11 protein-coding genes are annotated in these 13,898 nt (G+C 62.5%); 3 read left to right on the top strand and 8 right to left on the bottom strand.

Annotation, left to right across the window (positions count from 1 at the left end; translation table 11 throughout):
• Positions 1–265: 265 nt before the first annotated feature.
• From HEP69_RS11155 to HEP69_RS11130, 6 genes are read right to left on the bottom strand one after another with little or no spacing between them, the layout of a single operon-like run.
• Positions 266–949: an ATP-binding cassette domain-containing protein gene (locus tag HEP69_RS11155; RefSeq protein WP_290558603.1), complete on the bottom strand. Its 684-nt coding sequence runs from the start codon at positions 947–949 to the stop codon at positions 266–268.
• Positions 946–2,691 carry an ATP-binding cassette domain-containing protein gene (locus HEP69_RS11150; protein ID WP_290558602.1) on the bottom strand — a complete coding sequence of 582 codons (1,746 nt, stop codon included), beginning with the start codon at positions 2,689–2,691 and terminating at the stop codon, positions 946–948. The genes HEP69_RS11155 and HEP69_RS11150 overlap by 4 nt, the downstream gene beginning before the upstream one ends.
• Entirely contained in the window at positions 2,666–3,514 is an 849-nt protein-coding gene (locus HEP69_RS11145; protein WP_290558601.1) for a branched-chain amino acid ABC transporter permease, read from the bottom strand. The genes HEP69_RS11150 and HEP69_RS11145 overlap by 26 nt, the downstream gene beginning before the upstream one ends.
• 5 nt (positions 3,515–3,519) lie before the next feature.
• Positions 3,520–4,665 (bottom strand): substrate-binding domain-containing protein, encoded by a 1,146-nt coding sequence (locus HEP69_RS11140; RefSeq protein WP_290558600.1) that lies wholly within the window; start codon positions 4,663–4,665, stop codon positions 3,520–3,522.
• Between the two features lie 30 nt (positions 4,666–4,695).
• The gene (gene iaaH, locus HEP69_RS11135; RefSeq protein ID WP_290558599.1) at positions 4,696–6,078 is read right to left on the bottom strand and encodes an indoleacetamide hydrolase; all 1,383 of its coding nucleotides are present in this window, start codon (positions 6,076–6,078) and stop codon (positions 4,696–4,698) included.
• A 59-nt stretch (positions 6,079–6,137) separates the two neighbouring features.
• Positions 6,138–6,896 carry a helix-turn-helix transcriptional regulator gene (locus HEP69_RS11130; RefSeq protein ID WP_290558598.1) on the bottom strand — a complete coding sequence of 253 codons (759 nt, stop codon included), beginning with the start codon at positions 6,894–6,896 and terminating at the stop codon, positions 6,138–6,140.
• A gap of 277 nt (positions 6,897–7,173) precedes the next feature.
• On the opposite strand from HEP69_RS11130, the gene HEP69_RS11125 reads away from it, so the two are divergent.
• Positions 7,174–8,184: a serine hydrolase gene (locus HEP69_RS11125; protein WP_290558597.1), complete on the top strand. Its 1,011-nt coding sequence runs from the start codon at positions 7,174–7,176 to the stop codon at positions 8,182–8,184.
• A 171-nt stretch (positions 8,185–8,355) separates the two neighbouring features.
• Here HEP69_RS11125 and HEP69_RS11120 read toward each other — a convergent pair whose 3' ends face one another.
• Both HEP69_RS11120 and HEP69_RS11115 read right to left on the bottom strand, forming a co-directional pair.
• Positions 8,356–11,475 carry an efflux RND transporter permease subunit gene (locus tag HEP69_RS11120; protein WP_290558596.1) on the bottom strand — a complete coding sequence of 1,040 codons (3,120 nt, stop codon included), beginning with the start codon at positions 11,473–11,475 and terminating at the stop codon, positions 8,356–8,358.
• A gap of 4 nt (positions 11,476–11,479) precedes the next feature.
• A complete protein-coding gene (locus HEP69_RS11115) occupies positions 11,480–12,544 on the bottom strand; it encodes an efflux RND transporter periplasmic adaptor subunit (RefSeq protein ID WP_290558595.1) in 1,065 nt (354 codons plus the stop codon).
• 73 nt (positions 12,545–12,617) lie between these two features.
• Here HEP69_RS11115 and HEP69_RS11110 point away from each other — a divergent pair, with 73 nt between their 5' ends.
• The gene (locus HEP69_RS11110) at positions 12,618–13,262 is read left to right on the top strand and encodes a TetR/AcrR family transcriptional regulator (RefSeq protein WP_290558594.1); all 645 of its coding nucleotides are present in this window, start codon (positions 12,618–12,620) and stop codon (positions 13,260–13,262) included.
• 371 nt (positions 13,263–13,633) lie between these two features.
• The gene (locus tag HEP69_RS11105; RefSeq protein ID WP_290558593.1) at positions 13,634–13,855 is read left to right on the top strand and encodes a DUF6455 family protein; all 222 of its coding nucleotides are present in this window, start codon (positions 13,634–13,636) and stop codon (positions 13,853–13,855) included.
• The last annotated feature ends 43 nt before the right edge of the window (positions 13,856–13,898 follow it).

Genomic DNA, 13,898 nt, shown 5'->3' with positions numbered 1-13,898 from the left:
GACAGGCGGCGACATGGGTCGATCAGAACCACGGATCCGGCCGATCCCGGTCTTGCCTGACCCAGCTCACAAAACACTCGAACCCGGTTCGCAGGTCGCTCCGGGGTCTGAACCCGGTCAAGCTGTCGCGCGTCTCTCAGACGGCACGCAATAGGCCCGCGACATCAGCACCCTAACCCAAGTCGCCGTTATCGCCGGGCTGTGATACGTCGCGGCTTTGGCACCGCGCAATCCTGGATCCGACATATACGCTCTGCGGTGGTTCTTAAAGTGTCAGGATCGCGCGAATCTCGTCCTGAGTGGCCTTATCGCGCGCTTTGTCGAGTACGACAGACCCCGCGTCCAGACCCAGATAATGGTCAGAAATGCCTGTCAGAAAGCTCAGATTTTGCTCACACAGCATCACGCCCGCGCCCGACGCGGCGCGCTCTGTGATGCAGGCGGCCATGTGGTCGATGTTTTCAGGCTGCACCCCTTCGGAGGGTTCGTCCAGAACGATCAACTGGGTGTCTTCGATCATGGCGCGGACAAAAGCGAGGATCTTGCGTTCTCCGCCGGACATCGTACCGGCCAGTTGATCCAGGCGTTCGGCCAATCTGGGAAACCGCTCGAAATACAGGTCGGGGGCGTGCCCCGTCTGTCCCAGGCTCAGGTTTTCACGTACCGTCAGATCGTCGAAGACCATGGCCGTTTGCGGCATGTAACCGATGCCAAGCGCGCGCCGCTCATAGGCGGGGCGGAAGGTGATCTCGGCCCCGGCGAGCGTAATCATGCCTTCCGCAGGCAACAGACTGCCCTGCACCAGACGCGCGAGGGTGGTCTTGCCGACCCCGTTGCGGCCGAACACGCCCATCACCTTGCCTGGCGCGATCCGGGTTGTCAGATCAAAGATGACATTGGTATCGCGATATCCGCCAGTCAGCCCGTCAATCTCAAGAAGCGTGGTCATTTGGTCCCTCCGGCATAGACCATGCTCACCTGCGGGTCGGCCCGGATCGCCGCATAGGTGTCAAACGCCAGGACACGGCCCTGATGCAGGACCAGCACCTTGTCCGAGATCGCCTCGACAATGCTCATGTCATGTTCGATCACAATGACCAGCGCACCTGTTTCCGCCTGATATTGCCGCACCAGATCGGTCATCAGGGCGGTCTCATCCGGCGAGAGGCCCGCACAGGGCTCGTCCAGCAAAAGAACCGGCGGCGCGGAGGCTGCGGTCATTGCGAACTCCAGGAACTGCCGATGTCCCTGCGGCAGAGTGCCGACCGGTTGTGTGACTTCGTCTTTCAGCGGCACCGAGGGATGTTCCAGAACCCGGGCCAACGCGGCGGAGCGCCAGCGGAACGTGGAGGGTTTGAGATAGTCGAGCCTGCGCGCGCGTCCGGCCATCATGGCGATCGTCAGGTTTTCCGACACGCTCATCGAGAAAAACACCGACGGCACCTGAAGCTTGCGCCCGATACCGCTGCCCAACGCACGGTAGGGAGGGCGCATGTCGATCCGGGCATCGCCCAGGCAGATGCTGCCGCCGGTCGGATGGAGATTGCCGGTGATCGTGTTCAGCGCGCTGGTCTTGCCCGCGCCATTGGGGCCAATGATGCTGACGATGCCTGTTGCCGGGGTTTCAAAGGACACGCCGTTCAGGATCCGCACAACCCCGATCCTCAACTCGACATCCTGGAATTTCAACGGTTGGGCCGCCTGTGCGGCCAAAGGGGGCGGCGCCTCCAGCGGTGGTTGCGGAACCGGTGGTTTGGCGGGCCAGGCTTGGCGAAACGCCCGCTCGATCAGTTCTGCCAGCCCGCCGGGTGCCTTGAGCACCACCAGGATGAACGCGACCGCCATCAAAAGCTCCCAATAGGGGAAACTGTCGCGCAGCTCGGCCGAGGCCCAGCCGACCACGACCGCCCCCAGAAGCGGACCAAAGACATGAAACCGCCCCCCCACGGCGGCCAGAATGACCAGTTCGGCAGAAAGCGCAAAGCCAGTGGAGGTTGGCGTCACGATCCCTTGGTGAGATGCAAAGAGCCCGCCCGCCAACGCGGCGATCACCGCTGAGAATGCAAAGGCCATGCCTTTGACCACATGGGTTGGAAACCCCAAAAGCTGCAAGCGCGGCTCGTTATCCGCAACCGCCCGCGCGATCAGGGTCGCGGGCAACCGGTTGAGGATCAAAAGGAGCAGGCTGACCAGCACCGTGGCGGCCACGATGACATAGTAGAACCCGCCAAACGGGTCGAGCGCGGCAAGGCTCTGAAACCCGCTTAGCCCGTTAAAGCCGCCAGTCAGGCCGGTGGCCGTGCCTGCCACCTGCTCGGCGATCATCGCCAGCGCCAGTGTGACGAGCGAGAAATATGGCCCGCTCTCGCTGCGGCCCCGGAAAATCAGCGTGGCCAGAACAAACGCCGCGCCTGCCAGGACCGCCAGCACCAGCAGGGCCAGCACAAGCTGCGCTCCCAACCCCTGCACATCCCGCAGCGCGATTGCGGTCACATAGGCAGCGACACCGAAAAAGAGCGCCTGCCCCAGGGGAAGAACACCGGTCTTGCCCCAGAGATACCCGATCCCTTGCGCGGCAATTCCATAGATCAGATAAAGCCCGATCTGATAGGCCATGAAATCCCCGAAAAGCTCGGGGATCAACATCAGCACCGCCAGAAGCAGACTAGCGGGAAGAAGGACGGATGCCATCGGGTTTCAGCCACAAAAAGAGGATTGAGAGGGTCAGGACCGCAAGATACCCATAGGTCTGGCTGGCCAGCGCCCCCAGCAACGATTGCGTGCCCGCGATGATGCCCGCGCCAATCGCCAGCCCTTCGAGGCTGCCCAAACCGCCCACGACAAGCGCAAAGAACGCGCGGATCAGATAATCGAGGCCCATCATCGGCTCGATCCGGATGGTTGGGGCCAGCACCAGACCGGCAAGGCCCGCGGTGCAGCAGCCAAAGACGAACGCTCCCGCCGACAGGCGCGCGGTGTTGATTCCCACCGCCTGGGCCAATTCTGGATTGCCGACCATCGCCTTGATCCGCGTGGCCACCTTCGAGCGACGGTTCCACCAGGCCAGCACCGCGAACCCGACCGCGATGCCGGCAATCACCGCGATCCGATAGGCCGGGTAATCCGCGCCCAGGATTGTCACCGTGCCCGCAATCGGCGGGCTGACCGACTGATAGCCTCGGCCAAAGATCAGCTCGACCCCCTCACGCAGCAGGATTGCGATGCCCCAGGTTGCAAGCAGGCTGTCGAACATGCGCCCGTAAAGGTGCCTGATCACGCTACGTTCCAGAACAAAGGCCACCAAGGCGACCGTTAGGATGCAGACCGGAAGCTGAAGCCACCCGGGCAAACCCAGCGAGGCCGTGATGACCGGCGCATAGGCTCCGATCATCACAAATTCCCCATGCGCCATATTCATGATCCTGAGCTTGCCGAACACAATCGCAAGCCCCAGCGCCACCAGCGCCAGCGTGCTGATCTGCCAGATTAGGTTGAGGATCAGAACAAGCGACATGCGCCTCAGCCGTCGCAGGCTTCGGAGGAGGGGACAGCGTCGAAGGATGTCACGATCTCGAACGCGCCTCCGGTGCCGTCCGCCAGATAGATCGTCTGAGCCATATGACGCCCGATCATCGTGTTGTCTCCGCGCGGCGTGCGCCATGTCAGCCCTTCGGCGGCGGCGTCCATCGCGGCGACATCCAGGCTACCGGCCTCTTCTGCGAGGGCCGCGAGCAGCATCAGCCCTTCGTAGGCCGATTGTCCCAACCCGTTCAGGGGCGGCGCATCCGCGCCAAAGGCCGCGGTGTAATCGGAGGCGAATGTCGCCGCCGCTTCGGTCTGGATCGAAGAAAAATAGCCAGACGAGGAAAAGAGCCTGCCCGCGTTGTCGGCCCCGATCCCGGCCAGCGTGTTCTCTTCGATCAAGGTCCCCAGACGGATCGCCTGATCGTCCAGTCCGAACCCGGCAAAGCTGACATTGAACCCGACCGAGCCGCCACCGACCAATGTGATCAGGACAGCGTCGGCGCCGCTTTCCCGAATGCGCTGGAGCGAGCTGTCGAATTCCGCGACGGTAAAGGGCACGTATTCCTCGCCCACGACCTCACCACCGGCCTCGGCGATGTACTCTTTGGCCAAGGCGTTGGTGTCGCGCGGCCAGTTGTAATCATGACCGATCAGATACCATTTGGAGACGTTTTCGGCCTCCATCAGATAAGGGATGACGGGGGCCAGTTGCTGACTGGGTGTCTCTCCGGTGACGTAGAGGCCGCTGGCACAGGACTTCCCCTCGTAAACCGGGGTATAGACATATGGAACCTGCCCGTTGAATCGCCCGAGCAGCGCCTCGCGCACCGCTGAATCGTGCATGCCGACAAAGGCCGCGACACCGTCGCCTTTCCAAAGGCGCAGCGCCGCCTGAGACGCTTCAGCGGGTGGCACGCCGACATCGGCAAAGATCAGTTCGATCTCTTCGCCATTGATCCCGCCTTGGGCGTTGATCTGCTGCGCGGCCAGCATGGCGGCGTTCCGGGTGGACGGGCCGAACAGCCCCGCAGGCCCTGAATCCGGCACCAGCACGCCAATCTTGATCTCGGCGCTGGCCACGCCCCCGGTCAACGCCAAAGCGACGGCGGTGCTGGCCAAAAGGCCCGTTATCTTTTTCATCATCATTCTCCCTTTTGTTGGTGTCGGCGTCTAGCGCGCCAGTGCATGCTCGACCGCGCGGGCCAGGCCCAAAAGGGCGCGGTCCCGGCCCGGGCGAGCGTCGAATTCGATCCCAACCGGCAATCCGGACGACACCGGGCAGGGCAGCGAAATCCCCGGCGCCCCGATATTGGAAGCCAGATCGGTGTTGCGGATATAGGTGGGGAAGGTGGGCACGTCCTTACCGTTCAGGCTGACGGTTTCATCGCTGCCGATGGGCCGCGCGGGCAGCGGCGTGGTCGGAAACGCGATCGCGTCGAGGGCGTGGTCTTGGAAGAGCTGCTCATAGATCTGACGCATCGCGGGGCGATGCTGGTCCATCGCGGCGCGGTAGGCGGCCTCGGGCATGGCGTCCGCGCCCAACTGACTGGCGATGGCGCCCGCAACATCCGGCGATCCGATGCCCTCAACAAGCGTGTCAAACGATACATCTGGCGCATGTTCGGCCAGATAGGCGGGAAGGTCCCGCATGACCTCGTAAAAGACGACCGGGAAGCTGAACGCCTCGTTATGGGGCCAGATCGGCTCGAGGCTCACCTCGACCAGCGTTGCCCCTGCGGATGAGAGCTGGGATAGAGCGGCCTCGACCGCGCGCTCGACCACCGGGTCGAGATCCTCAAAGAACATCTGGCGCGGCACGCCAAGCGTGATCTCGGTAATCCCAGCTTCCGGCAGAGTGTCGTCTTCGCCTGCCAGCACCGCATCCAGCAGCGCGATGTCGCGCACGGATCGTGCCAGGGGACCTGCCGTATCGCGGGTGTGAGAGATCGGGACAATCCCGTCACCGTCATAGCGTCCGGTCGTGGGGCGAAACCCGATCACCCCGCAAAGGGCCGCTGGGATCCGGCAAGATCCGCCAGTATCGGTTCCCAGACCCGCCGGAAAGATGCCAGCCGCAACCGACGCGGCGGTGCCGCCAGAGGATCCGCCCGGGATCATCGCGTGATCGGCGGGATTATGGATCGCGCCAGTGACACTGTTGTTGGAAGTGATGCCAAAGGCCAGCTCGTGCATGCCCGATTTGGCCCCGATGACCCCTCCGGCCTGCGTGATCCGGCGCACCACACCCGCATCCCTGGCCGGTGTATGCTCCAAAAGCGCGGCGGTCCCGCCAGAGGTGGGATAGGCGGTCGTGTTGATGTTGTCCTTTGCCACCAACGGCAAACCGGCCAACGCCGCGCCTGGATCGGCCTCGAAGGCATCCCGCGCCGCGCGCACCAGATAGGCGGCATCGAAATGCTGCAACGCGTTCAGTTCGGTATGGGCTGCGGCTCTCTCGGTCAGGGCCTCGGCATAGGCCACCGGGCTGACCGATCCGTCCTTGAGCGCGGCAATGGCGCCAACCGCATCCAAACTCTCTAAATCCGTGGTCATCCATGCCTCCCTGAGTGATCAGAGACAGGATAGAAACAGCCACGCTCAGGTGGCTATCATCACAAATGATGATTTTTCTCGGCCAGGAACTGGGCCAGTTGGGTGCGGCGGTTCAGGCCCGATTTCCGAAATATCGCGGCGATATGGGTGCGCAGCGTGGGTTTGGAAAACCCCAGCTTGCCGCAGATCTCGTCATCGGTCAGCCCGGTGACCAGCAGATCGGCCACCTCGGCCTCGCGCACGGTAAAGCTCAGATCATCGGCAATCTGCGCAAACCTTAGCGATGGCGCCTGATCCGAAAGGCTGCGCGCCCGGATCAGCGCATTGACCAGGCTGGGTCCGATCGCATCGACGATCTGGGCATCGCGGGGCGTGAAATCCTCGCGGTTGGCTCCGCGCCAGATCCGCAGATCACCGATGTTGTCGCCACGGTCATAGGCAAAGAAGTTCATCCCATAGCAGAGCCCGTCCTGCTTGAGGAAATCATTGAAGAACTCGGTTCGTACCAGGCGGTCATGGCGCATCACATCACTGACCGGGGTGGCTTTGCGCCGCTTTTGCAGGATCGGCGTGATCGGGTCGTGGAACTGGAAATAGCTTTCATAGCCGCGCAGATTGTCGTCGCTCATGTTGATCTGAACGCATGAGACGAATTTCTGCGTCCGTGCGTCCCAGACATACGAGGCAAAGTGATCCGCCTTGAGCAGTTCCAGCAGTTTTTGCCCCACACGCTGGCGCACCTCGGAATGGTCGAACTCACCACTCAGATCGTGCATGATCGAAAAGATCAGGCTGGATTCCGCTTCGGTCAGGTTCACAATACTCGGTCCCAATGCATCGCCACTTCGGGATCATAGCATATCCGATATGGCGCCACTGGGGCAGAGTTTCTTGATGTCCTTGCGCCAAATGGCCATGGGCATTGCGTTCTTGCGCGCCCCGCTGCTTGGGCCGAGCCCCCGGGGATCGGATATCCGCTGCGGATCAAACCATGTGTCAAACCGCACGAACCCAATACCGAATGCGTTCACGGCTTTCTGAATGGCAAGGGTGGTCCGACAGCCTATCTTCGGTGCAACGAACTGGAGAGACCTTATGTACCATCCCAGCCGTCGCAGCTTCCTGGCCGGGGCGATTGCGCTCAGCGCAATGCCTGCTGCGGCACGATCTGCCCCATGGCAGGCTGTCGCGGCCCAAGCCCGCGCGCTTGATCAGTGTCATGCGATGGTGATCCGCCAGGGCGGGGCACGGGTTCTGTCGGAGGTGTTTCGCGGCCCGCCGCTGGGGCGCGCGGTGCCGGTCAAATCGGTCTCCAAGACAGTTGTCGCGGCGCTGACCGGGGCCGCGCTGGATCGCGGCGAGATTGCAGCGTTGAGAGCCACGCTTGGCGACGTGGCGCCGCAGTTGATCCCGCAGGGCGCCGATCCCAGGGTGAGGTCGATCACCATCGAACATCTGCTGACCATGCAAGCCGGGTTGGAGCGGACATCGGGCGCCAATTATGGCGCCTGGATCAGCAGCGCAGACTGGGTCACGGACGCGCTGACGCGGCCCTTCGTGGCAATGCCGGGGGGCCGCATGCTTTATTCCACCGGGTCATTTCACGTGCTGGGGGCCGTGCTGTCGGAGGTGTCGGGTCAAAGCCTTCTGACCCTCGCGCGGCGCCGTCTTGGCCGACCTCTGGGCATCGACATCCCTGCCTGGACGCGTGACCCTCAGGGGCGTTTTCTGGGCGGCAATGAGATGGCGCTCAGCCTGTCGGATATGGTGCGCTTCGGAGAGCTTTATCTGAATGGCGGGCAGTGGGCGGGTGAGCAGGTGCTCAGCTCCGCCTGGGTCGAACGGTCGTTTGTGCCGCGGACGCGCTCGGTCTTTTCCGGGCTGGACTACGGATATGGTTGGTTTCTGGGCCGTGCCGGTAAGGAGCGCTTTGCCCTGGCGCGCGGCTATGGCGGGCAGCTGATCTGCATCGTGCCCAATCTTGCGCTGAGCGTTGCGATCACCTCGGATCCCACGCGTCCGGCCCGCAGCGGGGGGTATTTCGGCGATCTGATGCAGCTTATCGAGGGTGCAATCATTCCGACCGCGCGCGAACACGCGGCATAGCGCGGTACCGCCAATAGCGGTAGGCATCTCCCTAAAGGCGCAGTCTGATGCGCGACGTGGGGCCATTGTCCGGTGCAGGGCCGACCGGAACGAACAGGAGGTGGGTCTTTGGCACGGCTCATCGCGGTTCTTGCAGCGCCAATGACCGGCAAGAGCCAAGCTCCATACGGTCTATTCGGCCGCCAGAGGAACCTCCTTGGTCCTTATCGCGGTGTCCTTGCGGGCCAGGGTCGGCGAACGCGTTTCCATTTCGGCCCGCCGCTCGTTGCGCAGATAGGTATGGTAGAGGGCGGGCACCCCGATCAGCGTCAACAGCGATGCAAAGCCCAACCCGGCCATGATCGACACTGCCATCGAAGCAAAAAAGGCGTCGCTCAAGAGCGGCACCATCCCCAGGATCGTGGTCGCGGCGGCCAGAACCACGGGGCGCAGGCGACTGACGGACGCCGTCACGATTGCTTCTGATTGAGGCAACCCCTCTTCCCTTTTTTGAGCGTCGATCTCTTCGACCAGCACGATGGCGTTCTTGATCAGCATGCCCGACAGGCTCAGCAGACCCAAAAGCGCGGTAAAGCTGAACGGCAGGCCGGTGAACAAAAGGCCCAGGCCCACACCCGTCACCGCCATCGGAACCACAGTCCAGATCACAGCCGTCTGCCGCAGCTTACCAAAGAGCAGAACCGTGATCAGAAGCATTGTTCCAAACGCCAGCGGCATCTGGCGGCCCAGGCTGACCTGCGCGGTGCTTGCACTCTCAAATTCACCGCCCCATTCCATGCGGTAACCGGGGGGAAGGGGCATCGCCTCGATAGGTGCGCGTATCTCGGCAAAGGCCTGCGGAGGCAGAACACCGGGCACGGTAAACGCCTGAACGCTGATTGTCGGGGTCCGGTCCCGGCGCTGGATCAGGGTGTTGCGGGTGACCACATCGAACCCGTCAATGACCTGTGCCAGGCTGGTGTACCGGCCCGGCGTGGGGGCGTAGATCGGCTGATCCAGCAGAAATCCTGTATGGCTTTGCTCGGCGTCTGGCGTGCGGATGAAGATCGGCACCAGCCTGTCGTTCTCGCGGAACGTACCCACGCGCAGCCCATCGGTGGCCAGTGCGATGGCCTGCGATACGTCCGACCGGCTGATCCCCAGCGCCTGTGCCCGGTCGGCGGCAAAGATTGGCCGTGTGTCCAATTCTGGCTCGCGCCAGTTGGTGCGTTCGGTCATCAGAAGGTCGGTCTCGGTCTCCAGAAGCGCCTGGGCCTCGGCCGCGAGGCTGCGCAGGACGGCCGGATCGGGGCCCGAGAGCCGCAGCTCGACATCCGCACCCACCGGCGGGCCATAGATGATCTGCTGGACCCGGGTTTCGGCCCAGGGCACGGCGCGATCGGCAAAGGCGGTCAGATCCTCCTTTAGTGCTGCCATCTCGGACTGGTCGGTCACCCGCACCACAAGCTGGCCATAAGACGGGTCTGGATCTTCGGGCGTATAGGTCAGAACGTAACGTGTCATGCTGGCGCCAAGGGTGGTTGTCACGGCCTCGACCATGGGATGGTCCAGCAACCAGCGCTCGATCACGGCCAGATCCTCGCTTGCGGCGCGGATCGATGTCCCCTGTGCGGCTTTGTAGTTGAGATAGAAGATCGGCGTGGTGGCCGGCGGAAAGAACTGCTGTTTGACAAACCCCATCGCGCCGATCCCGCTAGCCATGGCTCCGATCAGCGCGACGATGACCAGCCAGCGTGCGCGCAATGCGCCGCGCACCACCGCCGCGTAGCCCCGAAAAAAGAGTGTGTCATATGGATCCGCGCCTGGATTGTCAGCCTCGGTCCTGAAGAAATAGCTGGCCAGCAAGGGCGTGACGGTCACGGCCAGACCCCACGACAGCATCAGCGAGATCGAGATCACCGCAAAGAGCGAAATCATGAACTCGCCCGAGCTGTCGGGGCTCAGCCCGATCCCCGCAAACGCCATGATCCCGATAACCGTTGCTCCAAGCAAGGGCACCTGGGTGCGGCGTGCAACCTCATTTGCGGCATCAATGGCCTTGCGCCCGCGTCGCATCTGAACCTGCATGCCTTCTGCCACGACAATCGCGTTGTCGACCAGCATACCCATGGCGATGATCAGGGCGCCCAGGCTGATCCGCTCGACCTTGATGTCCAGCAGGCTCATGAAAAAGAACGTAAAACTGACCGTCAGCAGGAGCGAGCCGCCCACCACAATCGCCGCGCGCCAGCCCATGAAGAGGGCCAGAACACCGATCACCACGCTGACCGACATCACCAGATTGCGCAGAAAATCGCGGTTGGCCGCGTCCACGACGCGGTGCTGCTCATAGACCGGCTCAAGCGTGACGCCCGCGGGCAGGAGCGCGGTAATCTCGGCCAGACGAGCCTCGACCCGCTGACCGACGGTCACGATGTTCTCGGAGGTGAGGCCTGCGACCCCGATCGTGAACGCCTCAATCCCGTTATGCCGGATGATCTGGCGGGGGGCATCGACGCGCCCGCGATAGACGTCTGCGACGTCCGTCAGGTTGATCACCTGACCTTGAAACCCAAAGGTCAGTGCGCCGATCTCTCCGACACTGTCATCGGGCGCGGGGGCATTGATGCGCACATCCTGACGGCCATTATCGGCGGTGCCGGTAGCAACGACCTCATCGGCCGCCGAGACCGCACCGATGATCACCTCAGGCGGCACGCCGAAGCTGGTCAGGCTCTGGCTTGCGGGTTCGACAAAGATCGCCTCTTCGGGCAGGCCCAGCACTTCGGCATTGGCCACGCCGTCCACCGTCAGCAGTTCGCGTCTGAGAAATGTGGCCATGTCCCAGACGGCAGCATCCGAATAGCCCGGTGCGCTGACCGCATAAAGCAGCCCGTAGACGTCGCCAAAACTGTCGTTGACCGTCGGCGTCAGCGCATCTGGCGGCAGGTTCGGGACCGCATCGGCCACCCGGTCACGCATATCGTCCCAGACCTGCGGCAGTTCTGTCCCGTCATAGGTGTCCTTGATTGTGACCTCGATCACCGACAGACCGGGCGTGTTGTTGGAGGTGATGAAATCCACCTCGTCCATTTGCTGGATTTCCGCTTCCAGCACCTCGGACACTTCGATAGCGACGTCCGATGCCGTGGCCCCCGGATAGGAGGTGACGATCAGCGCCGATTTCAGCGTGAAGACCGGGTCTTCAAGCTTGCCGACACTGATATAGCCCGCGGCCCCACCAAAGACACAAAACAGGATCAGGATCCAGGTATAGAGGGGTTTCTCAATCGAGAACCCTGCGATCTGCATTGGATCAAAGCCCCTGCTGCGTGAGGCCGTCAAAGCGTTTGATGGGCTGTCCATCGGCGATGAGATGCGCACCGATGGCAACAATCTCGGTGCCGGGTTGCAGATCTTGCGTAGTGAACGTCGTCCCATCGGACGAAGCCAGCCCGACCGGATGGTGGCGCGCCCTCAACTCAGCGCCTGTCGGGTCGACGATCACGACATACCGCTGCCCATCAGGGGCTGACGCGATGGCGGTGGCGGGCAACCGGACCGCATCGCCCGACACAGGCAGGGTCGCTTGCACGATCAAGGTCCGGCCGGGCAGCAGCAGGTTCGCCTGAGGCGTCTCGACCGCCAAAGACACGGTATAGCTCTGGCCGATGGTCACCGTTTCGGCCTGGAACTCGCGAAATTCCAGCGGCAGCCTCGTGTCGGTTCCGGTGAGCTGGCCTGTGAAGACGACCGTGGACGGATCGCCTATCTGGGCAAGAACCCGTTCGGGCAAATCGAACTCGACCCGGATTTCTGACATGTTGTGCAGACGCAGGATGGGCTGGCCGGGCTCGATGGTGCTGAATGTCGTGCCGATCCGTTCCGCAATCAACCCGTCGAACGGGGCCGCGATTTCGGCATCATGCAAGGCGTCATGGGCTTCGCGCAGGGCCACTTCGGCCAGATCCCGCGCGGTTTCGGCATCTTGGGCCTGTACGGCAGAGGCGACGTTGCGCTCGGCCAGGGCGCGCGCGCGGATCAATGCGCGTTCGGCCTGAGCCAACTCAAGCTCGGCCCGCTCGACCGCGCGCTGAAAGGGGGCGGGATCGAGACGCGCCAGCCGGGTGCCCTGCGCCACCATTTGCCCCTCCCGCGCGGTCAGCTCTGTCAGATATCCGCTGACTTCGAAGGACATGCTGACCGTTTCAAGGGCCGCGATCTGACCAAAGAACTGCCGAGAGGCATGTGCGCCGACCTGTGCCACACGGGTGGTTTCGACGAAGACCGCCGCCCGATCACCTGCCGCTTGATCGGCGGTTCCCTGAACCGGCAAACCCAACGCTATGGCCAATGCCGCCGATTTGAACCAAGGTTGCATCGTTCAGGACCCTTCCTATCTACACCTCAACCGACCGTTCGGTAGGGACATAGAGGCAAGCAGAGAAACGTCAATGGCCGAAACAGAAGAGACCTCAATTGGTGACCGGCGGTCCCGGATTATTGAAACAGCGATGCAACTGTTCCTGGAAAAGGGGTTCTCGGGCACGTCGATGAGTGCGATCGCAAAGGCCTGCGGGATCACCAAGGCGACGCTCTATCATCATTTCACCGGAAAGGATGATCTGTTTATCGCCTGTGTGACCTATGGCTATGGCTCGGCGCTCGATGCCTTGCAGGAGATTGCCGATCGCACGGACCTGAGTGACGCCGACAAGATCCGCGCCTGTCTGAGGGTCAGCTACGATACCATCGTCTCGTGCCCGGTCGGGCGGATGTCGCCGCTGATCGCCGAGGTCTCGCGCACCTTTCCCAATGTCGCGCGGTCGTTTCACGATGACTATATCGTGCCGCAGCAGGACTTCCTGTGGCGCATCATCGAGCAAGGCCAATCGTCCGGCACGTTCAAACAGGTCGATCCCAAGCATATTTTCCAGATGGTTTTCGGCCCGATCGTCACCCTGTCGCTGTCGCGCGAGATGTTCGCAAGCTTTGACGATCTGGAGGAGCATTTTCCCGTCGATGCCTTGAGGGAAGGGCATATCAACGCGATCCTGAACTTACTGTCGGCTGAGGGCGAGGCCTCGCATTCGTCGTAAGCATCGCCGGGCAACTAGACCGTTGCGCTTGGCTGAACGTACCGTGTGGGCTTGGGCAGACCGCAGACGGTGTGTTCTGAGATCCACTTAGCCTGGGCCTCTCATCTCCGGGCTCTGAAATCGGATCGTCATTCTTTCGGCGTATGAGGCAGCGGGTATGTGAGCCAAACGGCGCTGCTGCGGGCCGTGTGGACCCAACGCAGGACCTGGCCATGTCCCAAACCCAAATAATGTAGATTTCCTGTGATCCGTTATCCGCATGCCGCCGTACAAGATGTAAGCCAAAGCTGACATACGGGAGGGGGAATGTGTCAATTTGCCTGAACAGCATGGCGCGAGGGGCACGACGGTGCCTGGATGCGCATGAGGGAATGCTGCACCATCTGGGGCTGGAGCCGACCCCAGAGGACGCCACTCAGGTTCTCGACGAGCTTCGCGAGACATTCCTGGCCTGTGTGCGCTGCCCGACGCCCGGGCGGTGCCGCTGCTGGTGCGAGGCCGGGCGCCCCGGAACGCCGGATTTCTGCGGAGGAAAACAAGCCTTCCGCAATCTCGAGATTGCCTGCTTGGCGCAGCATCTGGACCGCCACTGATCTGACCTGGATCAAGGTTTCGGGGCTTGGGATGCCGTAACAG

The sequence above is a fragment of the Aestuariivita sp. genome (assembly GCF_021404545.1).
GTDB lineage: Bacteria > Pseudomonadota > Alphaproteobacteria > Rhodobacterales > Rhodobacteraceae > Aestuariivita.
Note: the sequence above shows the minus strand (reverse complement) of the source record. Positions and strands in the feature narration are given on the sequence as shown.